This is a genomic window from Rhabdothermincola salaria (assembly GCF_021246445.1).
Taxonomy (GTDB): domain Bacteria; phylum Actinomycetota; class Acidimicrobiia; order Acidimicrobiales; family Acidimicrobilacustridaceae; genus Rhabdothermincola_A; species Rhabdothermincola_A salaria.
Genome location: NZ_JAJQXW010000001.1, coordinates 43364 through 65789, shown reverse-complemented (window position 1 = coordinate 65789; position 22426 = coordinate 43364). Strand labels below are relative to the sequence as shown.

General features: G+C 72.0%; 16 protein-coding genes. 10 read left to right on the top strand and 6 right to left on the bottom strand.

The genetic code is table 11. The features are described from left to right. A complete protein-coding gene (locus tag LUW87_RS00300; RefSeq protein WP_232669079.1) occupies positions 1-1518 on the bottom strand; it encodes a class I adenylate-forming enzyme family protein in 1518 nt (505 codons plus the stop codon). Between the two features lie 218 nt (positions 1519-1736). On the opposite strand from LUW87_RS00300, the gene LUW87_RS00295 reads away from it, so the two are divergent. The 3 genes from LUW87_RS00295 to LUW87_RS00285 are packed head-to-tail and all read left to right on the top strand — an operon-like array spanning position 1737 to position 4585. Beyond that, positions 1737-2189, top strand: a complete 453-nt coding sequence (locus LUW87_RS00295) for a Zn-ribbon domain-containing OB-fold protein (protein ID WP_232669078.1) — start codon at positions 1737-1739, stop codon at positions 2187-2189. Further along, positions 2186-3388: a lipid-transfer protein gene (locus LUW87_RS00290; protein WP_232669077.1), complete on the top strand. Its 1203-nt coding sequence runs from the start codon at positions 2186-2188 to the stop codon at positions 3386-3388. Before LUW87_RS00295 ends, LUW87_RS00290 begins: the two co-directional genes overlap by 4 nt. A 48-nt stretch (positions 3389-3436) precedes the next feature. Continuing rightward, positions 3437-4585 carry an acetyl-CoA C-acetyltransferase gene (locus tag LUW87_RS00285; RefSeq protein ID WP_232669076.1) on the top strand — a complete coding sequence of 383 codons (1149 nt, stop codon included), beginning with the start codon at positions 3437-3439 and terminating at the stop codon, positions 4583-4585. A 4-nt stretch (positions 4586-4589) separates the two neighbouring features. Here the strand turns inward: LUW87_RS00285 and LUW87_RS00280 are convergent, their stop codons facing one another. Next, on the bottom strand, positions 4590-6026 hold the full coding sequence (locus tag LUW87_RS00280; RefSeq protein ID WP_232669075.1) for a sulfatase-like hydrolase/transferase: 1437 nt from the start codon (positions 6024-6026) through the stop codon (positions 4590-4592). Positions 6027-6120: 94 nt separating this feature from the next. On the opposite strand from LUW87_RS00280, the gene LUW87_RS00275 reads away from it, so the two are divergent. From LUW87_RS00275 to LUW87_RS00265, 3 genes are all read left to right on the top strand, one after another. Beyond that, positions 6121-6903, top strand: coding sequence for a phytanoyl-CoA dioxygenase family protein (locus LUW87_RS00275; protein ID WP_232669074.1), 783 nt, complete (start codon positions 6121-6123; stop codon positions 6901-6903). Further along, positions 6900-7469 (top strand): HD domain-containing protein, encoded by a 570-nt coding sequence (locus LUW87_RS00270; protein ID WP_232669073.1) that lies wholly within the window; start codon positions 6900-6902, stop codon positions 7467-7469. Before LUW87_RS00275 ends, LUW87_RS00270 begins: the two co-directional genes overlap by 4 nt. Before the next feature lie 156 nt (positions 7470-7625). Next, entirely contained in the window at positions 7626-10355 is a 2730-nt protein-coding gene (locus tag LUW87_RS00265) for a sensor domain-containing protein (protein ID WP_232669072.1), read from the top strand. Positions 10356-10515: 160 nt separating this feature from the next. On the opposite strand, the gene LUW87_RS00260 is transcribed toward LUW87_RS00265, so the two are convergent. The 3 genes from LUW87_RS00260 to LUW87_RS00250 all read right to left on the bottom strand — a co-directional run bounded on the left by LUW87_RS00260 (position 10516) and on the right by LUW87_RS00250 (position 14272). Further along, entirely contained in the window at positions 10516-11523 is a 1008-nt protein-coding gene (locus LUW87_RS00260) for a glycine-rich protein (protein ID WP_346742384.1), read from the bottom strand. Positions 11524-11691: 168 nt separating this feature from the next. Then, positions 11692-12891 carry an acetyl-CoA acetyltransferase gene (locus LUW87_RS00255; protein ID WP_232669071.1) on the bottom strand — a complete coding sequence of 400 codons (1200 nt, stop codon included), beginning with the start codon at positions 12889-12891 and terminating at the stop codon, positions 11692-11694. Continuing rightward, on the bottom strand, positions 12884-14272 hold the full coding sequence (locus LUW87_RS00250) for an OB-fold domain-containing protein (protein ID WP_232669070.1): 1389 nt from the start codon (positions 14270-14272) through the stop codon (positions 12884-12886). Before LUW87_RS00250 ends, LUW87_RS00255 begins: the two co-directional genes overlap by 8 nt. 298 nt (positions 14273-14570) lie before the next feature. Between LUW87_RS00250 and LUW87_RS00245 the strand changes: the two genes are divergently transcribed. The 4 genes from LUW87_RS00245 (at position 14571) to LUW87_RS00230 (ending at position 20434) form a co-directional block, all read left to right on the top strand. Continuing rightward, complete coding sequence (locus LUW87_RS00245; RefSeq protein ID WP_232669069.1) at positions 14571-15806, top strand: cytochrome P450; 1236 nt, start codon at positions 14571-14573, stop codon at positions 15804-15806. Positions 15807-16024: 218 nt separating this feature from the next. Then, positions 16025-17077 (top strand): TIGR03857 family LLM class F420-dependent oxidoreductase, encoded by a 1053-nt coding sequence (locus LUW87_RS00240; RefSeq protein WP_232669068.1) that lies wholly within the window; start codon positions 16025-16027, stop codon positions 17075-17077. Continuing rightward, positions 17074-19176 (top strand): molybdopterin-containing oxidoreductase family protein, encoded by a 2103-nt coding sequence (locus LUW87_RS00235; RefSeq protein WP_232669067.1) that lies wholly within the window; start codon positions 17074-17076, stop codon positions 19174-19176. The genes LUW87_RS00240 and LUW87_RS00235 overlap by 4 nt, the downstream gene beginning before the upstream one ends. A 10-nt stretch (positions 19177-19186) precedes the next feature. Next, positions 19187-20434, top strand: a complete 1248-nt coding sequence (locus LUW87_RS00230; RefSeq protein ID WP_232669066.1) for a CaiB/BaiF CoA transferase family protein — start codon at positions 19187-19189, stop codon at positions 20432-20434. A gap of 166 nt (positions 20435-20600) precedes the next feature. Here the strand turns inward: LUW87_RS00230 and leuA are convergent, their stop codons facing one another. Then, positions 20601-22313, bottom strand: coding sequence for a 2-isopropylmalate synthase (leuA, locus tag LUW87_RS00225; RefSeq protein ID WP_232669065.1), 1713 nt, complete (start codon positions 22311-22313; stop codon positions 20601-20603). Positions 22314-22426: the final 113 nt, after the last annotated feature.

Here is a 22426-nt window from a genome sequence, read left to right as displayed (position 1 = left end):
TCAGCGTTCCCAGGCGGTCTCGGCCTCGGCCGCGGCCGGGGCGAGCGCCCGCTTGTCGAGCTTGCTCATGGCGGTGAGCGGCAGGTCGTCGACCAGCACCAGGCAGTCGGGGGCCTTGTAGTCGGCCAGCTCGACGCGACACCAGTCGCGCAGCTCGGCGAGGGTGGGCTCGGCGCCGTCGGCCGCCACGACGAACGCCACCCCGATCTCGCCCAGCACCGGGGCCGGGGTGCCCACCACGGCCACCTTCTGCACCGCGGGGTGCAGGCCGAGGCGGTTCTCGACCTCGGCCGGGTACACGTTGTAGCCGCCCCGGATGTACATCTCGGTGGAACGACCCGCCAGGCGCAGGTTGCCCCGCTCGTCGAGTCGTCCGAGGTCGCCGGTGAGCAGCCAACCCTCGGGATCGATCGCCTCGTCGGTGAGCTCGGGCTCGCGCCAGTAGCCCCGGAACATGGCCCGGCTGCGCAGGCACACCGTGCCCACCTCGCCGGTGGGGACGACCGGGCCCCGCCCGTCGTCGGCGCGCAGCTCCATCTCGACGCCGGAGCCCGGGGTGCCGACGGTCTCGGCCACCACGTCGTCGGGGTCGTCGAGGGCGGTCCCCGTCGACACGCACGCCTCGGTGGAGGTGTAGCGCACCACCACCGGGCACCCGAAGGTGGTGCGCAGGGCCCGCACCAGCTCCGGCGGCACCCGCGCCGCGCCGGTGCTGACGATGCGCAGGCTGGAGGTGTCGGTGCCGGCCAGATCGGGATGGGCCAGCATCATCTGCCACTGGGCGGGGACGCCCTGGCCCACGGTGACCCGCTCGTCGGCGATGAGGCGCAGGGCGTCGCTCGCCGTCCAGGGGCTGGGGATGACCACGGTGGTGATGGCGTGGGCCAGCTCGTCCCAGACCCTGGTCATGTAGCCCACGTGGGCGAACGGGAGTGGCGACAGACGGCGGTCGCCGGGGCGCGAGAGCGGGCCGGCGGCCTGGGCCATGGCCTCGAGGCACCCGTGATCGAAGATCGCCCCCTTCGGCCGGCCGGTGGTGCCGCTCGTCCAGACGATGGCCACCGGATCGGTGTGGTGCCGCCTCGGCCGGGCGGAGAACACCTGGTCGGCCTCGGCCTCGCGCAGCTCGGCGACGGTGAGGCGGCGCGCCGAACCGGGCAGGTCGGCGTCGGTGACCACGACGCGGGGTCGGCTGCGTTCGAGGATGTGGGCGGTCTCGGAGGGCCCGAGCCGCGGGTTCATGCCGCTGGCGACGGCCCCGAGGCGCAGCACGGCCTGGTAGGCGACGGCGTAGTCGATCGACGACGGGAGCGAGATGCCGACGACGTCGTCGACGCCCACGCCCATGGAGGCCAGCCGACTGGCCACGCCGTCGGCGGCGCGGCCCCAACCGGCGAAGGTGATGCGGCGCTCGCCGTCGACGAACGCGTCGACCTCACCGGCGGCCTCCACCGTGGCGTCGAAGAGCTCGAGCACGGTGCCGAAGTCGCCGGTGATGGGCTGCTCGGGCACGGGCATGCCGCCGACACTAGCCCGACGTCCCGATTTCTCTGACGGTGCGTCAGATCTGTCCGGCGGCGTCGGGCGACGCCGGTCCGGACGTGATCGCGCTGGTGGCCATCGATGCCTCCTCCGGCTCCACGACGAGGCCGAGACGATCCTTCTAGCGGCTCGCCCGGCCCACGACGCGGACCGCGGCGTTTCGTGGCTTTTGGACGGCCCGTTAGATTGGGCGGGTGACGACCCGAGAACGAGTGCCCGCGGTCGAGGGGTGGTTCACCACCTCCGAGCCCTACACGCTGATCGGCGGGAAGTGCCCCACGTGCGGCACCTACGTGTTCCCGCCCCGATCCGGCGCCTGCCCCAACCCGGGCTGCGACGCCACCGAGCTCGAACCCACGCCGTTGTCCCGGCGGGGCCGGATCTGGTCCTACACCGAGAACCACTACGCCCCACCGCCACCGTTCGTGGCGCCCGACCCCTTCGAGCCCTACGCCCTCGCCGCGGTCGAGCTCGAGGAAGAAGGCCTGGTCATCCTGGGCCAGGTCGCCAAGGGCATCATGGCCGCCGATCTGCGGATCGGCATGGCCGTCGAGGTCGACCTGCAGGTGCTGTGCACCGACGCGGACGGGCAAGAGACCTGGATCTGGACGTGGGCGCCGGTCGCCGACGAGGAGGAGGGCGCATGAGCTCCGACCGCGACCTGGTGGTGCTCGGAGCGGGCATGCACCCATGGGGGAAGTGGGGCCGCAACTTCGTGGAGTACGGCCTCGTCGCCGCTCGTGAAGCCCTCGCCGACGCCGACGTCGCCTGGCGCGACATCGAGTTCGTCGCCGGGGCCGACACCATCCGCAACGGCTACCCCGGGTTCGTGTCGGGGTCCACCTTCTCCCAGGCCCTCGGCTGGACCGGCGCCCAGATCTCGTCGTCCTACGCCGCCTGCGCCTCCGGGGCCCAGGCCCTGCAGTCGGCCCGGGCCCAGCTCCTCGCCGGCTTCGGCGAGGTGGCCATGGTCATCGGCGCCGACACCACCCCCAAGGGCTTCTTCGCCCCGGTGGGTGGCGAGCGCAAGGAGGATCCGGACTGGCAGCGCTTCCACCTCCTCGGGGCCACCAACCCGTCGTTCTTCGCCCTCAACGCCCGGCGCCGCATCGACGTGTTCGGCGACACCACCGACGACTTCGCCATGGTGAAGGTGAAGAACTCCCAGGCGGGCGCGGCGAACCCCTACGCCCGCTTCCGCAAGGAGTTCTCGCTGGAGGACTTCGCCTCGTCCCCGATCGTCAGCGACCCGCTGCGCCTGCTCGACGTGTGCGCCACCTCCGACGGCGCCGCCGCCCTCATCATCTGCACCCCCGAGTACGCCCGCCGCAAGCTCGGCAGCCTCGAGGGCACGGTGCGGATCAAGGCCGTGGCCAACACCACGCCCACCTATCCCCAGATCCGCCTCGAGCTCCCCGACATCGCGACCGACTCGCAGGCCGTCGTGGGCCCCCCGGCCAGCGGCTTCAAGGACTCCATCGCCCGCAACGCCTACGAGCAGGCCGGCCTCGGTCCCGAGGACCTCAGCTGCGCGGAGGTCTACGACCTGTCCACGGCCCTCGAGCTCGACTGGTACGAGAACCTCGGCCTGTGCGCCGAGGGCGAGGGAGCCAAGCTGGTCCGCGATGGGACCACCGCCCTCGGCGGACGGGTGCCGGTCAACCCCTCCGGTGGGCTGTCGTCATTCGGCGAGGCCATCCCCGCCCAGGCCATCGCCCAGATCTGCGAGCTCACCTGGCAGCTGCAGGGCCGTCGCCCCGGGCACCAGGTCGAGGGCGCCACGGTCGGCCTCGCCATCAACCAGGGCCTCTTCGGTCACGGTTCGTGCACCATCGTCGCCACCTGATCCCAACCGTCCTGCGTCATCCCACCCCTGAGATCGAGGTACCCCCCAATGGCCGAGGCCTACATCGTCGATGCCGTCCGGACCCCCGTGGGCCGCCGTGGTGGCGGACTCTCCACCGTGCACCCCGCCGATCTGGGCGCGGCGAGCATCGCCGCCCTCCTCGAGCGCACCGGCATCGATCCGGGGGCCGTCGACGACGTCGTGTTCGGCTGCGTCGACACCATCGGACCCCAGGCCGGCGACATCGCCCGCACCGCGTGGCTCGTCGCCGGCGGGCCCGAGCACGTGCCCGGCACCACCATCGACCGCCAGTGCGGCTCCAGCCAGCAGGCCGTGCACTTCGCCGCCCAGGGCGTCATGAGCGGGACCCAGGACCTGGTGGTGGCCGGTGGCGTCCAGAACATGTCGATGATCCCCATCTCCGCGGCCATGACCGCCGGTGAGCAGTACGGCCACGAGACCCCGTTCAGCGAGTCCCCCGGTTGGCAGGAGCGCTACGGCGACCAGGAGGTCAGCCAGTTCCGCGCCGCCGAGCTCATCGCCGAGAAGTGGAACTGCACCCGCGACGAGATGGAAGCGTTCGCGGTCGAGTCCCACGTGAGGGCCATCCGGGCCCGGGCCGAGGGGCGCTTCGACGCCCAGATCGTCCCGGTGGGCGACACCACCGCCGACGAGGGCCCTCGCGAACCCAACTGGGACAAGATCCGCTCGCTGCCCACCCTCGTCGAGGGAGGCCGCCTCACCGCGGCGTGCGCCAGCCAGATCTCCGACGCGTCGGCGTCGCTGCTCATCGCCAGCGAGCAGGCCCTCGCCGACCACGAGCTCACGCCTCGGGCCCGCATCCACCACCTGTCGGTGCGCGCCGACGATCCCGTGTGGATGCTCACCGCCCCGATCCCCGCCACCCGCCACGCCCTCGAGAAGACCGGGCTGAGCCTCGACGACATCGACCTGATCGAGATCAACGAGGCCTTCGCCTCGGTCGTGCTGGCCTGGGCCAAGGAGACGGGGGCCGACCTCGAGAAGGTCAACGTGAACGGTGGCGCCATCGCGCTCGGTCACCCGCTGGGCGCCACCGGCGCCCGTCTCATGACCACCCTGCTCGCCGAGCTCGAACGCACGGGTGGCCGCTACGGCATGCAGACCATGTGCGAAGGCGGCGGACAGGCCAACGTCACCATCATCGAGCGGCTCTGACCCCTCAGTCCGACCCCGACCCGAGCGGACCGATCAGGGTGCCGGTGTGGGTGCGCTCGGCGTGCTCGGCCCGCCAGGCCAACAGCGCCCTCGCATCGGCCCACGCGGCGTCGGCGTCGGCGGCGTACGTCCGCCACGTGGGGTCGGCGGCCAGGTCGTAGGCCACGGCATCCCCGTCGCCGAACTGGACGTAGGCCCGGTCGGCGGTGCGGCGCACGACCAGGTTGCGCCGTTCGAGACGCCGGTCGACCGGCCATCCCGACGGGCGCCCCGACAGCATCGCCAGGAAGCGCCAGTCGAACTCCCAGTGGGCTGCGTCGCGCCACTCGTCGGGCACCGCGCCGGAGAGGAACGGGGTGAGCGCACATCCGTCGCACTGCCTGGGCACCTCGACCCCGAGGAGCTCGGCCACGGTGGGGAGCAGGTCGACGTTCTCGGTGAAGTGCTCGACCACCGTGCCGTGGGCCTCGGGTCGGGACGGGTCGCGCACCAGACAGGGCACGTGGTAGCTGGCGCCGAACCAGCCGAACTTCTCGACCAGGCCCTGGTCGCCCAGCTGGTCGCCGTGGTCGGCGGTGACCACGACCACGGTGTCGTCCCACTGCCCCCGCTCTCGTAGCGCCGCCCAGATCCGCTGCAGCTGGGCGTCGACGTCGCCGACCATCCCGAGGTACTGGGCGCGCATCCGGCGCAGCTCCCCCTCGTCGGTGGGGGCCGCGGTGAAGAACAGGTCGAGCATCATCCGGTGCAGCGGGAGCAGGTCGCCTCGCGAGCCGGGTGCCACCGGGAGATCGACCTCCTCCGGGGAGAACGCCGTGGACCACTCGCCGGCGGCGGCATAGGGCGGATGAGGTCGCAGGTAGCTGAGGTGGGCGAACCACGGCTCGTCGCGTGCGGCCGACCACTCGAGGAAGCGGTCGGTGAGGAAGGCGCTGATCCCGACCTCGGCCGGCCGATCGGGCTCGGACCGCAGGGCGTCCCCCGCCCCGTTCCCCGGGGCGTGTCCCTGCGCGTCCAGCCACGCCCGCCACGGGGCCTGGGACCCGGTGAGGTCGAGGCCGACGCGGAAGCCGGGCAGGACACCTTCGTAGGTGGAGAGTCGCGGATCGGTCGGGTCGGCGACGGTGCGCGGGTCGACCGTCTGGTCGGTGTAGCCGAACAACGTGGGGTCGTAGCCGGCCCGCCGAGCGAGGCGGGCCACGTTGTCGAACCGATCGTCGAGCGGCGAACCGTTGGCCACGACCCGGTGGTTCATCTGGTATGTGCCGGTGTAGAGGCTGGCTCGGCCCGGACCGCACGGCGCCGCCTGCGCGTGGTGACGGGCGAAGCGAACCCCGTGGGCGGCGAGGTCGTCGAGGCCGGGCGTGCGGGCCAGGGGGTGGCCACCCACCCCGAGGTGGTCGCCACGGAACTGATCGAGGGTGATCACCACGACGTTCACCGCGTCGGACGCTACCCCGCCATCGGTTCGCGGCCCCGGACGGGCTCCCTGCGGACGGGCTCGCTGCGGACGGTCCCCGCTACCGTTGGCGACCATGGCGACGGTGCGTCCTCAGGTGCTCGCCCCCGGCGACGAGGCGGTCGCCCACTTCGCCCGCACCGGTTGGGTGCTGACCGAACCCCTCGCCGCCGACGTCGCCGATCGCCTCTCGGACTGGGTCGACGAGGTGTCGGCCTGGCCCGACGGCGAGGGCGACTGGCTCCACCACCGCGAGGCCACCGAGGCGGGCGCCGTGCTGTGCCGCACCGAGAACTTCGTGCCGTTCCACACCGAGCTGCGCGACCTGCTCACCAGTGGTGCGCTGCTGGACCTGGCCTCGGCCCTCCTCGGCGAGCCGGCCGTGCTGTACAAGGAGAAGGTCAACCACAAGGCGCCCGGGGGTGGTGGGTTCGCCCCCCACCAGGATGCTCCCGCCTACCGCTTCGTGGACGTGCACGTCTCCTGCATGATCGCCGTCGACGATGCGGTCGTCGAGAACGGCTGCCTGGAAGTGGTGTCCGGCGCCCACCACGACCTGCTCCCCACCGACGACACGGGGTGCGTCCGGCCCGACGTCGTGGCGACCCTCGACTGGCAGCCCGTGGCGGTCCGGGCCGGCCAGGTCCTCTGGTTCCACTCCCGCACCCCCCACCGTTCGGGGGCGAACCGTTCGGACCGTCCGCGACGGGCCCTGTACCCCACCTACAACGCGGCAGCCGAGGGCGATCTGCGCCAGGCGTACTACCGCCAGAAGCAGGCCGAGTTCGCCGCCGGCGCAGCCGACGGTCGGGTGCCGATCTCGCTGATCGGCGACTTCCAGGGCACGGTCCTGTCGTGATCGTCGGGGCTCGGGCCACATCTGTCGACGACGTGGTCGCGCTGCTCGAGACCCACGGCGCCGACCCCTACGACGAGGCGGTCAGCCAGCTCGACCACGCCCTGCAGTGCGCGGCCCTCGCCCGCCGCGACCATGCTGCGGACGCCCTTGTCGTCGCCGCCCTCGTCCACGACATCGGACACCTCCTCGTGGTCGCGCAGGGCGACGGCTTCCGGCCGGGTCTCGACGACCACCACGAGCGCACTGGGGCGGCGTGGCTGGGCGACCTCTTCCCGGTTTCGGTCACCGCGCCGGTCGCCGCCCACGTCGAGGCCAAGCGCTACCTCGCCGGCGTCGAGCCCGGCTACCACGCCTCGCTCTCGGAGGGGTCGCGCCACAGCCTCGCTCTCCAGGGCGGACCCATGACCCGACGAGAGGCCGCCACGTTCCGTGCTCTCCCGTGCGCCGCCGACGCTGTCGCCCTGCGGCGCTGGGACGACCGGGGCAAGGTCGACGACCTCGACGTGGCTGCACTCACCACCCACCGGGCCCTGCTGGATCGGGTGGCCCGCACGACTTCGCCCTGAGCGAGCGAAGCCCTGACGGCCACCACCCCGGTGTTCCGCGCCGCACGAACCGCCCCCGCCTCCGGGACCGGAGTTGGCGACCGGCCCAGGCAGTAGCCTCCGATGACAGCTCCGCGGTCGGCCGGCGGCCGCGGGCCGTAGAGCTGGAGCACCGTCATGACCGAGCCGAGCGGACCCGGGGGCACCTCACCCGGCCGGAAGGCCGATCCGTCGACGAGCTCCGGCGACCCCGCCCAGATCCGCTCGTTCGTCGCCCGCGACGCCGAGGCCGACGCTCGCCAAGCCGCTCGGCGGGCCCACGCCGAGGCGTCCGCCCTCCTGCGCCACAGCCGCGACGTCGTGGCCATCCTCGAGACCGACTACTCGGTGCGTTGGATCAGCGAGTCCATCGAGGACCTCACCGGCCACCCCGCCGAGCGCTACCTCGGTTCGCTCCACCTCGACGTCCACCCGGACGACCTGCAGGTGGCCATCGAGCAGGCCGAGGCGAGCGGACTGAGCCGCCCCGGCGCCACCACCCTCTACACCATGCGGCTGGCTCACCGTCTCGGGGGCTGGCGGTGGTGCGAGATGCACCTCAGCAACCAGCTCGACGACCCGCTGGTGCGCGGCCTCGTGGCCAACTTCCACGACATCACCAGACGCAAGGCCGCCACCGACGACGCCGCCTTCCAGGCCCACCTGCTGGCCTCGGTGGGCGATGCCGTGGTCGCGGCCGACGACGAAGGCCGCATCACCTACATGAACCGGGCCGCCCTGCGCTTCGGAGGGTGGTCGCTCGAAGAGGTGGTGGGGCAGCCGGTGCCCGAGGTGTTCCCTCGACCCACTGCCGGCGAGGCGATCCACGACGTGATGCGCACCGTTCGGGACGGCCATCCCTGGAGCGGGGAGCTGGCGTTCGACCTCCCCGACGGCCGGCGCCGCTGGATCATGGCCAACCTCGCCCAGATACGCGAGGGCCAAGGAGCCGGCGGGGTCATCGGGGTGGCCACCGACATCACCTCGCAGGTGCGCGACCGCCAGCACCTCGAGTCCCGTGAGCGTATGCAGTCCGAGGTGTCCCGCCTCGGACAGATGGCCCTGGCCACCCACGAGCTCGGCGCGGTGGCCGCCGCCATCGCCGACAGCGCCGGGCAGACCCTCGGCTTGGACGCGTGCGCCATCGCCGAGCACGTGGGCGACGACCAGTCCCTCATCCGGGCGTCCTGGGGCTCGTATCCGTTCCCGGTCGGCACCGCACCCGTCACCAGCGGCAAGCTCGACCTCCAGCGCCTCGTCGACGACCTCGACGGCCCCCTCCTGGTCGAGGACTTCGAGACCGACCCTCGCTTCATGGACGCGCTGCCCGAGGAGGGCTCGGAGTACCGGTCGGGGGTCATCGTCCGCATCGGGAGCCCGACGCGCCGGTTCGGCACCCTCACCGCCCTCAGCGTCGAGCACCGGGGGTTCCCCGCCCACGAGCGGCGCTTCCTCGAGAGCCTGACGACGATCCTGTCGACCGCCGTCGAGCGGGCCGAGGCCGACCGGCGCCTCACCCAGATGGGGCTGCACGACACCCTCACCGGCCTCCCCAACCGAGTCCTGCTGCGCGAGCGCATCGACCGGGCCACCGCCCGGACGGCGCGCCGCGACCGCACGCTGGCCGTGCTGCTCGTCGACCTCGACCGCTTCAAGCTGCTCAACGACGCCATGGGGCACGGGGCCGGCGACCGCCTCCTCGTGGCCGTCGCCCGCCGTCTCCAGCACGCGGTCGCGACCTCCGACACGGTGGCCCGCCTAGGCGGCGACGAGTTCGCCGTGCTCTGCGAATCGGCCGAGGACCTCGACGACGTCTTCGACCTCGCCTCCAACCTCTCCACCGCGCTCGCCCCACCGTTCGAGATCGACGGCACCGAGGTGTTCGTGACCGCCAGCATCGGGATCTCGGCCCACCGCTCCGGCACCACGACGAGCGACACCTTCCTGCGCGAGGCCGACGCCGCCATGTACCGCGCCAAGGACAGCGGTCGAGCCGGCTACGAGGTGTACAACCCAGCCCTCCAGGAGCGCGCCGCCCACCGCCTCGACACCACCACCGCGCTGCGCCGGGCCCTCGATCGCGACGAGCTCACCGTCGCCTGGCAGCCCGAGGTCCCCCTCTCCGGGGACCCCGAGGGCGACCCCCACGCTGACCCGCACGGCGACCTGGGCCGGGGCGAGCTGTGGGCCGAGGCGCTGGTGCGCTGGAACCACCCCCAGCTCGGTGTGGTCGGCCCCGCCGCCTTCATCGAGCTGGCCGAGGAGACCGGCCTCATCGTCCCCCTGGGCGAGGTCGTGCTGCACGCCGCCCTCCGCCAGCTCCGCACCTGGCTCAGCCAGGACGACGGATCTCCCCGCCGGATCTCGATCAACCTCTCCCCCCGACAGCTCAGCCAGTCCGCGCTCGTCGGCACCGTCGAAGCGGCCTTGGCCGAGCACGACATCGACCCCACCCACGTCGTGTTCGAGATCACCGAGTCGGCCGTCATGGAGAACCCCGACGCCGCGGTTCGGCGCCTCAACGAGCTCCACGACCTCGGGCTGGGGCTTGCCGTCGACGACTTCGGCACCGGCTACTCGTCGCTCAGCTACCTGCGGCGCCTCCCCGTGAGCCAGCTCAAGATCGACCGGGCGTTCATCTCGGGAGTCACCCACCACGAGGCCGACGAAGCCATCGTGCGCGGCACCATCGAACTGGCCCACGCGCTCGGCCTCGTCGTGGTGGCCGAGGGCGTCGAGACCGTCGAGCAGCGGGCCCGCCTGCTCGAGATGGGCTGCGACCGGGCCCAGGGCTACCTCTGGAGCCGCCCGGTCCCCGCCACCGAGCTCGATCACATCCTCATCGAGCTGTCGTCGCACCGACGCTGAGCGCCACTCGGGTGGCAGCGGGGCGGGGTCTGCATCGGAGGGAGGTCGGTGCCGACCACGACCGGGGTCCGCACCAGGGCGGCCGTCGACCGGGCCGGGGCGCGCACGGGGCCGGCACCCGTGGGGGCCGGGGCCCGGCCAGGATCGGCGTCGGGGTGGATCAGCCGGTGAAGCGGGGGGTGACCACCGCCGGGCTGGCCGCCGCCGTGGTGGTGGTGGAGCTCGGCGTGGTGGTGGAGCTCGGCGTGGTCGTGGTGGTCGTCGAGGGCGGCGGGCAATCGCCGGCCACCAGGGTGATGGTGCCAGAACCGTTGCCGTCCTCGTCCTGGAGGGCGTCGCCGGCCTCGACCTCGACGGCCGAGGCGATGGCGTAGCTCGAACCGCCACCACCGCCACCACCAGAGCCGCCGGGCGCGGCCCCGCCAGCACCGCCACCACCGAAGTAGCCGCCACCGCCACCGCCGCCACCACCAGCACCGCCGGCGTCGGTCGACCCACCGGTACCGCCGGTCAACAGCGCACCGGCGGTGCCCGGATCACCCAAGACCCCGCCGACACCACCGACGCCGGCAGTACCACCGGCCGTCAGCGTGCCGCCACCACCGGATTGCCCCCACTCGGGTTGGCCGCTGACATCCTCGCCGGCGCTGCCCGCTCCCGGTCCGACGGCGCCGCCGCCGCCGTCGCCGTTGTAGGCGCCGCCGCCGCCACCACCACCAGCGACGAGGAGGGGCGAGTCGCCGATGGCGACCCAGGAGGCACCGCCGCCACCGCCGCCGTTGAGGTTCCCGACTCCGGTGTTGATGCCGCCGTCGCCGCCACCACCGAAACCACCGGCCGGGGTGTCGGCGACACCCGGGCCCCCGATCGCGCCAGCACCGCCGATGACCACGGTCACCACGTCGCCGGGGGCCACGGGCACGAGTCCGGCGATGCGGCCACCGATGCCGGGAGCAGTCTCGGCGTCACCGCCGTCGCCCGCAGCCAGCTCGGCGTAGATCGAGCAGATGGAGCCGTCGCCCGGGATGTCGATCGTGACCGGAGCACCGGTGTACGCCACTTCGATGACCTCCACCGACTGGGCGCCGGCACCGGGCACGGCCACCCCGCCGAGGACGAGGACCGCAGCACCGGATGCGGCGACGAGGACTGAGCGACGAACGGGCACGGGGGCCTCCGAGTGCGTGCAGGGCGTTGGGGAACCGGCGAACGATATCCCATGGACGCCACGCTGTCGCTGACGCCGTGACCCCGACCCGTCGTGCCGGCTCGACCGGACCCGGCACGACCCCCGACGCACGCCCGTGCGGCGGTGGCCCGTGACCGAGCGGCGTGGTCAGCTCTTCTCGGTGCCGAGCAGCGAGATGAAGCTCACCATCTCCCCCGGGTAGCCGCCCAGGTTGTGGGTGAGGGCCAGCTTGCGACCGGCGGCGAGGCTCTTCACCGTGCGCTCCTCGGGGGCGTCGCCGCGCAGCTGGAGCCAGGCCTCGAACATCATCCGCAGGCCCGAGGCGCCGACCGGGTGACCGAAGCTCTTGAGGCCACCGTCGGGGTTGACGGGCAGCTCCCCGTCGAGGTCGAAGACCCCGTCGAGCACGTCACGCCAGGCGGTGCCGCGCTCGGAGAACTGCAGGTCCTCCATGAGCACCAGCTCGGTGGGGGTGAAGCAGTCGTGGACCTCGGCGAGGGCCACCTCGGACCGGGCGTCGGTGACGCCGGCCTGCTGGTAGGCGTCGACGGCACAGGCGGCGATCTCGGGGAAGGTGGTGTAGTCGTAGCTGGGGTCGATGAGACCCGAGCCGTTGCCGGCCACGAACGACAGGGCCTTCACGTAGACCGGGGTGTCGGTGTAGCGGTGGGCGTCCTCGGCCCGACACACGATCGCCGAGGCGGCGCCGTCGGCCACACCGGCGCAGTCGAACACGCCGAGGGTGCCCGCCATCTTGGGGGCCCGCTCCACCTGCTCAACGCTGATCTCCTTGCGGAACTGGGCCCGCTCGTTGCGAGCACCGTTGAAGTGGTTCTTGCGGGCGATGTGGGTGAGCACCGAGCGCATGGTCTCGTCGTCGACCCCGTACTTCTTGCCGTAGGCGGGCACGAGCATGGAGAACATGGCGGCCGCGGTGAGCGTGCGAGCGGTGCCGTCGTTGGGGATGGGGAAGGCGTTGAGGCCCTGGAAGCCGGTGTCCTTCACCTTCTCGGCGCCCACCACCATGACGAGGTCGTAGGCGCCCGACGCCACCGCGTAGGAGGCCTGGCGCAGCGCTTCGGAACCGGTGGCGCAGTAGTTCTCGACCCGGGTGACGGGCTTGTTCTGGAGCTGGAGCGGCCGGGCGAGCGTGATGCCGCTCATCCCGCTCTGGGCGGTGCCGAACCAGTAGGCGTCGACGTCGTCCTTGGCCACGCCCGCCGAGGCGTAGGCGTCGTTGGAGGCGTCGATGATCAGGTCGTCGAGGCCCTGGCCCCAGTTCTCGGTGAACTTGGTGCAGCCCATCCCGACGATGGCCACACGGTCGCGGATGCCATGACTAGCCACGGACCAACCGTCCCTTCCAGAAGTAGTTGTGGATGCCGTCGGCGGTGAAGAGGCGCCGGAAGGTCATCTCGATCCGCTTGCCGATCTCCACCTCCTCGAGGTCGGTGTCGGTGAGCTCGATCGGCAGACGTCCGCCACCATCGAAGTCGACGACGGCGAAGATGACCGGCGGGCTGGGCGAGTAGGCCATGCGGTCGACGGTGAAGGTGGCGATGGTGCCCTGCACGTCGGCCATGGGCACCTGTTCCATCTGGTCGGTGCGCTCACCGTCGAACGACACCCGCGACGGCGGCAGGAAGACGGTTCCCGACTCGGTGTCGCGGGACGCCACGAAGCCGTACTTCCAGTCGCTGGAGCGGGCCGCAGCCGTGCCCGAGGGTCGGGCCGGCTCGGGACGACGGGGAGGCTCCACCTTGAGCATCCCGCGCCACGACAGGAACCGCCCGTAGGCCAGCGGGGCACCCGCCTCGAGCTGCGTGGCGATGGGCCGACCCACCTGGTGCGACGCCAACGTGTCGGTGGCCAGGAACACCAGGACCTCGACACCGTCGCCCACGGTGACGAGCGCCAGGGCCTGGCCGGGCTGGGCCTGCTCGAGCAGCGCGGCGAGCAGGAGTGCCGGCTGGGCCGCGCCGGTGGCGCCGACGGTGTCGGTGAGATCGCCCACCACGCCGGCGGCCCCGAGCTTGCCGGCCACGGACTTGCCGATGCGGGCAGTGGGGGCGGCCACCGCGACGGTGACCCGGTCGGCCTCGACCCCGGCCGCGGTCAGCGCCGACGCCCAGGCATCGCGGGCCAGGCCGCCGTAGGTGACCTCGGAGAACTTGTCGTCCCAGACGCGGGAGCGCACGTCGCCGGGCACCCGCCACCGGTCGAGGAACTCGGCGGTGGCCGACCCCCCGCCCAGGTACTCGGCCACCACGGCATCGCCGTCACCGACGACCAGGGCGGCGCCGGCGTCGCCACCGGCGGCTTCGTCGGCGGAGCCGGCCAGGCCGGTGCGCAGGTCGCCGGCGGCGACGAGGGCCGTGCCCGACCCTTGCAGGGCCAGGCGCAGACCGCCGACGGCGGACCGCGTGGACGCCCCGAGGTCGAGGGCGGTGACCGTGGGGTCGAGGCGCAGGGCGGCGTGCACGGTGGTGGCGCTGGTCTTGTCGGCGTAGGGCGGCGAGGCGGTGGCGAACAGCAGCGTCTCGGGACGGCTCTCGGTGGCCTTCAGCGCCAACCGGGAGGCCTCGACCGCCAGGGTGGCGGCGTCCTCGTCGTAGGAGGCGACGGTTCGGGTGCCCTTGCCGCCTCCCTGGCCGACGAAGGCCGCGATCTGGCTGCGATCGAGACGTCGGTAGGGCAGATACGCCCCCCACGAGAGAATGCCGCGCATGCCGCGGACCCTATCTGAGGGTCCGTCAGATCCGACAAACGACGTGCAAGCCGAGAACCCCCCACCCGTACCTGTCACGAAAGGGCGCCACCTGCCGACGCCCTTTCCCGACAACAACACCCGCTCACCCGTACCTGTCAGGAAAAGGGCGCCACCTGTCGACGCCCTCTCCCGACAGCTACGCGGGGGCGGGGACCTTCGGCTCTGGACCACCCGGCCCGCGGTGGGGAAGGCTCGGAACCCACCAGGCCCGACGGTGCCGCGTGCGGCGGCCGGGGCACGACGACGAGGAGAAGTGGTGAGCGACGAACGAGGGCGCATCTTCATCGACCCGGCGGCCTATGCCGACCCCGAACGCTGGCATGCCGTCGCCACCGAGCTACGGGCCGAGGGCCCCCTCCACCGGGTCGAGGGGCTGGGCCGCCACCCCTTCTGGGCGGTGCTGGGCCTGCCCGAGGTCATGGAGGTGGAGAAGAACTCGGACGTCTTCACCAACGCTCCGGCCCCGGTCGTGATGGCCGACCCTCCGGCGACGCAAGAGCGCAAGGAGAGCCCGGTGAACACGCTCATCCAGATGGACGGCGAGGAGCACCGGGCCCACCGGGCGCTGGTGAACGACTGGTTCAAGCCCGGGCAGGTCAAGAAGCTCGCCGACCAGGTGGCCCTGCAGGCCACCCGCTCCGTCGACGAGATGGCAGCCCGCGGTGGGGCCTGCGACTTCGCCACCGACGTGGCCATGAACTACCCGCTGCGGGTCATCCTCGACATCCTCGGCCTGCCCGAGGAGCAGTTCCCGAAGATGCTGCGCCTCACCCAGGAGCTCTTCGCCGACAGCGACCCCGACTTCGAGCGGGTGGGAGAAGACGAGCAGGCCATGGCGGTGATCATGGACGTGATCGCCATGTTCACCGGGGTGAACGCCGAGCGGCGGGCGCACCCCACCAACGACCTCGCCACCGTGATCGCCAACGGCGAGATCGACGGCAAGCCGCTCGAGGACATGGACACCTACGGCTACTACCTGATCGTGGCCACCGCCGGCCACGACACGACCTCGAACGCCGTCGCCGGAGGCATGCAGGCCCTGCTCGAGCACCCGGCGCAGCTCGAGAAGCTGCTGGCCGATCCGTCGCTCGTCGACGGGGCGGCCGACGAGATCGTGCGCTGGGTGAGCCCGGTGAAGCACTTCATGCGCACCGCCCAGCAGGACTACACGCTGGCCTCGGGCCACCGGATCGCCGAGGGCGACTGGTTGTTGCTCTCCTACCAGTCGGCCAACCGAGACGAGCGCGTCTTCACCGACCCGTTCACGTTCGACGTCACCAACCCCGAGGCCGACAAGCACCTGGGCTTCGGGTTCGGTCGCCACTACTGCCTGGGTGCCCACCTGGCCCGCTTGGAGATCCGGGCGCTGTTCGGCGAGCTGCTCGGGCGACTCGAGTCAATCGAGGCCGCGGGCCCGGTGGAACAGACGGCGTCGGTGCTGGTGAACGGCCCCAAGCGGATGCCGGTCACCTATCGCTTCAAGGCCTGACGGGGCCGCGTCGAGGCCTGTCGTCGGTCGCGGCGCTCGGCGAGTCGGCTCCGGGCGCGGATCGTGCCCGGTGTGCCAGGATCCAATATCAGAACGCCTCTCGGGGGACGCTGAACGGACGGGCCACCCGGCTCGCGCCCGTCGCGACCGTCCTCGTCCGTCCCGGCCGGCCGTCTGCCCCATCGATCGAGCGATCCCGACCCACCAAGGAGCCGCAGATGGCCCCCGAGCCCACCCCCGAGACCCTCCCCGAGCTGGGCTTCTACACGCTCGCCGGGCAACCCCGCTCCTCGCGGGACCTCGTGGCCGAGGTCATCGACGCCGAGGCCATGGGCCTCGGGCACTGCTTCATCTCCGAGCGCTACAACAAGAAGGAAGCGGCCACCCTCTCGGGCGCCGTGGGGGCGGTGAGCCAGCGCATCGCCATCTCCACCGCGGCCACCAACCACAACACCCGCCACCCGATGGTCACCGCCGGGTACGCCCGCACCATGCAGAGCCTCACCGGCGGACGGTTCGTGCTGGGCCTTGGTCGCGGCATCCCGATGATGCAGGACGCCTTCGGCATCGGGCGCATCACCACGGCCCAGATGGAGGACTTCGCCGGGCTGATGCGGCGGCTCTTCCGGGGCGAGGTGATCATGGGCCACGAGGGCCCCGCCGGCTCGTTCCCGGTGCTGCACCTCGACGCCGAGCTCGACGAGCACCTGCCCATGGGCATGGTGGCGTTCGGCCCGAACACCCTGGAGCTGGCCGGCCGTTGCTTCGACGAGGTCGTGCTGCACACCTTCTTCACCGACGAGACCACGGCGCGGTCGGTGCAGACGGTGAAGAAGGCCGCCGAGCAGGCCGGACGTGACCCCGACGAGGTCAAGGTGTGGTCCTGCTACGCCACCATCGGCGACCACATCCCCGCCGACGCCCGGCGCATGAAGCTCGTGGGCCGGCTGGGCACCTACCTGCAGGGGTACGGCGCCCTCCTGGTGGGCACCAACGACTGGGATCCCGCCGTGCTCGAGCGGTTCCTCGCCGACGAGGTGGTGCAGAGCGTACGCGGCCTCGACATCTCGGCCACCGACGAGCAGCTCCAGCACGTGGCCACGCTCATCCCCGACGAGTGGCTGGCCCCCAGCGCCACCGGCTCGCCGGCCGAGTGCGTGGCCGCCATCCGCAACCAGTTCGACCTGGGCTGCGACGGCGTGATCATGCACGGGGCCACGCCCGCCGAGCTGGCGCCCATCGTCGCCGAGTACCGCGCCACCCGCTCGTGAGCACCACCCGGCGCACCTACTGCCGGCTCTGCGAGGTCGGCTGTGGACTGGTGGCCGAGCTCGATGCCGACGGCCGCATCGACCGACTCCGCCCGGACCACGACCACCCGATCACCGCCGGCTTCGCGTGCAACAAGGGACTGCTGGCCAAGGAGATCCACCACGATCCCGACCGCGTCGACCGACCCCAGCGCCGCCGGACCGACGGCACGCGCACCGAGGTCGAGTGGGACGACGCCCTCGACGACATCGCCGCCCGCCTGGCCGCCATCATCGACGAGCACGGCCCGTCGGCGGTTGCCCTGTACCTCGGGAACCCCACGGCGTTCAACGCCACCGCCGGCCCGGCCGCCGGCCTGTTCCTTTTGCAGGTCGGCTCCGACCGGCTGTTCAGCGCCGGACCCCAGGACTGCGCCAACAAGTTCGCCGTCGGCGAGATGCTGTGGGGGTCGGCCCAGGTCCACCTCATCCCCGACGTCGACCACACCGACCACCTGCTGGCCTTCGGCACCAACCCCCGCATCTCCAAGAGCTCGTTCCTGTCGATGCCCGACCCCGTCGGTCGGCTGGCCGCCATCGAGGAGCGCGGCGGCGTGGTGCGCTTCGTCGACCCCCGCCACGCCGAACCCAACGTCGGCCAGACCTTCCAGGTGAAGCCCGACACGGACGTGTACCTGCTGGCCGCCATGCTGTGCGAGATCGATCGCACGGTCGGCTTCGACGAGGCGGGCGCCGCCCGGCTCACCGAGCTCGACAGCCTTCGCCGCTTCGTGGGCCGTTTCCCGCCGGAGCGGGTGGCGGAGGTCGTGGGGCTCGACGCCGACACGATCATCGGTCTCGCTCGTGACTTCGCCGCCGCTCCCACGGCCTCGGCCCACATGTCCACCGGGGTGAACATGGGACGGCAGGGGGCGCTCGCCTACTGGCTCATGCAGATGCTGGTCCTGCTCACCGGCAACTTCGACCGGCGCGGCGGCAACGTGGGGACCTCCCGGGGCACGGCTCCGGCCCCCCGGTCGAGCGACACGGGCCCGGAGGGCTTCGTCGACTCGCCGTGGGGCACCTATCGGACCACTGCCGGCGGCCAACCCGGGGCACTGCTCGGCGACATGTTGCGCGATCCCGACCAGCCCATCCGGGCGCTGATCGTGCTCGCCGGGAACCCAGTGCTCAGCATCGGCGGGGGCGACGACCTGGCGACGGCCCTGGCCGACCTCGACCTGCTGGTCACGATCGACTACTACCGCAACGCCACCGGGGAGATGGCCGACTACGTGCTCCCGGCCGCCGACTGGTTCGAGCGCGAGGACCTCAACACCTTCGTGCAGGGCACCCAGCCGGTGCCCTACGTCCAGTGGACCGCCCCCGTCGTGGCCCCCGCCGGCGAGCGGCGCACCGAGCGCGACGTCTTCGCCGCGCTGAGCGATCGCCTCGGCCACCCGCCCATCTTCGACCCCGAGAGCGACATGTTGTCGATGCTCTACGACGGTCCGCTGGGCGAGCACGGCCTGGCCATGGAAGCGCTGCGGACCTCCGACGCGGGCGTGGCCCTCCTCCCGCCGGCCCCGGTCGGGTCGTTCCTCGACACCATGACCCCCCACGGCACGCTCGAGGGCGCACCCGCCATGCTCGAGCCCGCCCGGCTGCGGGCGGCGGAGCAGTTCGAGGAGCTGGCCGCCGAACCGCCCGGGCAGCTCAAGTTGATCACCCGGCGCACCTCCCACACCATCAACTCGGCGATGCAGAACGTGGCCCGTCTGAAGCAGACGGCCGGCGACAACCCCTTGTACCTGAGCCCCGTCGATGCCGAGCGGCTCTCGATCGCCGAGGGGTCCGAGGTCCGGGTCTCCAACCGCTACGGCGCCGTCGAGGCGTTCGCCCGGATCGACCCCACCCTCCGACCCGGCGTGGTGGCCATGACCCATGGCTTCGGCAACGCCGGCACCACGGGCATGGCCGTGGCTCGGCGCCATCCGGGGGTGAACGTCAACGTCCTCTCCCCCGTCGGGCCCGGCACCTTCGATCCGGTCAGCACCATGTCGCACCTCACCGGGATCCCCGTCGACGTGGCTCTCTTGGCCTCTTCGACGGCCCGGTAGGGTCGGCGCCATGCAACTCGGAGACACCGGCAACCCCGACGCCCTCCCCTTCGGACGCCCCCTCGAGGGCGTGCGGGTGTTGGCCCTCGAGCAGATGCAGGCCCTGCCCTACGCCACCCAGCTGCTCACCCGCCTCGGTGCCGAGGTGGTCAAGATCGAGAGCGTGAAGGGCGGCGACCTCGGTCGTGGCTCACAGCCCTCGGTCACCGACCCCGAGGGCCGCACCGTCGGCGCCACCTTCCTGCGCAACAACCTCAACAAGCGGTCGATCTGCGTCGACCTCAAGAGCGATGCCGGGCGCCAGCTGGTGTTGGACCTGATCCCTCGGTTCGACATCGTGGCCGAGAACTTCAAGGGCGGCGCCCTGGCCCGGATGGGCCTCGGCTACGACGACGTGGCCGCCGTGCACCCGGAGGTGGTGTACGTGTCGGTCTCGGGCTTCGGCAACACCACGCCCACCCCGTACGACGGTTGGCCCGCCTACGCCGCCATCGCCGAGGCCATGTCGGGCATCTACGACTACAAGCGGCCCCCCGGCCAGCCCCCCATGGCGTCGCCGGTCGGGGCGCTGGGCGACATCGGCACCGCCCTGTTCGCCACCATCGGCCTGCTCGCCGCCCTGCGCCACCGCGACGTCACCGGTCAGGGCCAGTACGTCGACGTGGCCATGTTCGACTCCATGGTCGCCATGACCGACATCGTCGTGAACTTCTGGTCCATGGGCGCCTGGCCGAAGCCCGGACAGGGCCTGCCCATGATCCTCGACGGCTTCGAGGCGTCCAACGGGTGGTTCATCGTCCAAGTGGGCCGTGAGCACGAGTTCGCCCGCCTGGCCGAGCTGGTGGGCCAGCCCGAGTGGACCACCGACGAGCGCCTGGCCACCCGGCAGGGGTGGCGTGACCACATGGACGACATCATCCGGCCGGGCCTCGCCGCCTGGGCCGCCGACAAGACCAACGTCGAGGCCTGCTTCGCCCTGGCCGAGGCCGGCGTGGCCGCCGGACCGTGCCTCACCCCGCCCCAGGTGATCGACGATCCCCACCTGGCCGCCCGCAACATGGTGGTCGAGATCCCCCGCCCCGAGGGCGGCGACCCGGTGCTCACCCCGGGCAACCCCATCAAGATGTCGAAGATGCCCGACGGTCCCGAGACGCGCATGCCGTGGCTGGGCGAGCACACCGACGAGGTGCTGGCGAGCGAGCTGGGCCTCGACGCCGACGCCATCGCCCGCCTGCGCGACGAAGGCGTCATCGCCTGACCACAGCCTGGTCCGGACCACCACACGGCATCGGGGGATTGCCAGAAGCCTCTTGGTTCGTCAGGGTTGCCCCACGACAGGGGTGGCGTCGTTCGGCCTCGTGCAGCGCGCACCCAGGTGGCGATCGCCCCCGGCCGGCGGTGCCCGAGAGGTCTCGTCCGCTCCCTCAGACCTCACCCTGGCGGTGCAGCGCCGACAGCACGGCCCGGAACGAGGCACCGATGATGCTCGGATCGGTGCCCACGCCCCAGCGCAGGGTGCCGTCGGGGCTGCTCGTCTCGACGTAGGACACGGCCACCGCGTCGGAGCCCACCCCCAGGGCGTGCTCGCTGTAGTCGACGACGTCGAGCCCCACCCCGAGGTCGTCGCGCAGGGCGTGGACGAAGGCGGCGATGGGTCCGTTGCCGGTGCCCTGCACCGTGCTCGGCACACCGTCGCGCAACAGGTGGGCGGTGACGGTGGTGGCGCCGTCGGAGCCGGTGGTGGTCTCGTGGCCCCGCAGCTCGACCGTGGGCTCGTCGGGGAAGTAGGTGTCGGAGAAGGCGGCCCACATGGCGGCCGCGGTCACCTCGGTGCCGGTGTCCTCGGTGATCGCCTGGATGGTCTTGGAGAACTCGATCTGGAGGCGCCGAGGCAGGCTGAAGCCGTGCTCGGTCTCCATGATGTAGGCCACGCCGCCCTTGCCCGACTGGCTGTTCACCCGGATGACGGCCTCGTAGGTGCGGCCCACGTGGGCGGGGTCGATGGGCAGGTAGGGCACCTCCCACCGCTCGTAGTCGCGTCCCCGTCCGGCCGCCTCGGCCTCGGCGTAGAGGGCGGCGAACCCCTTCTTGATGGCGTCCTGGTGCGAACCGGAGAAGGCGGTGTAGACGAGGTCGCCGGCGTAGGGGTGGCGCTCGTGCACCGGCAGGCGGTTGCAGTGCTCGGCGGTGCGGCGCAGGGCGTCGATGTCGCTGATGTCGAGCTCGGGGTCGATGCCCTCGGTGAACAGGTTCATGGCGAGGGTCACGATGTCGACGTTGCCGGTGCGCTCGCCGTTGCCGAAGAGGCAACCCTCCACCCGGTCGGCGCCGGCCAGCACGCCCAGCTCGGCGGCGGCCACGGCGCAGCCCCGGTCGTTGTGGGGGTGCAGCGACAGCACCACCGACTCACGGTCGCGCACGGTGCGCAGGAACCACTCGATCGTGTCCGCGTACCGGTTGGGCGAGTACATCTCCACCGTCGCCGGCAGGTTCATGATGAGCGGCCGTTCGGGCGTGGGCTCGATGATCTCGGCCACCGCCTCACAGATCTCCACCGCGTAGTCGACCTCGGTGCCGGTGTAGCTCTCCGGCGAGTACTCGAAACGCACGTCGGTGCCCGGCAGGGTCTCGGTGAGCTTGCGGCACATGCGGGCGGCGTTCACGGCGATGTCGGTGATGCCGGGCCGGTCGAGCCCGAACACCACGCGGCGCTGCAGGATCGAGGTGGAGTTGTAGAAGTGCACGATCGCGTGGTGGGAGCCCTCGAGCGATTCGAAGGTGCGGGCGATCAGGTCGTCGCGGCACTGGGTGAGGACCTGGATGGTGACGTCGTCAGGGACGAGGTCGTCCTCCACCAGCTGGCGGACGAAGTCGAAGTCGGGCTGCGACGCGGCCGGGAAGCCGACCTCGATCTCCTTGAAGCCCATGTCGACCAACGTCTGGAACATGCGGCGCTTGCGAGCCGGGTCCATGGGGTCGATGAGGGCCTGGTTGCCGTCGCGCAGGTCGACCGCGCACCAGGTGGGGGCCTTCTCGAGCGTCCGGTTCGGCCAGGTGCGGTCGGGCAGCTCGAGCGGATCGAAACGCCGGTACTTCTCGAAGGGCATCCGGCGGGGCTGGACGGGTTCGGGCGGCATGTTGGGGGTCCTCGGAGGAGACGGCGTACGCAGCGTGCAGGAGATGGGAGCGGAGGGCGAAAACGAAAGAAGCTCCCGGCCCGCAGGCACAGGAGCTTCGGCGAGCGCTGGTG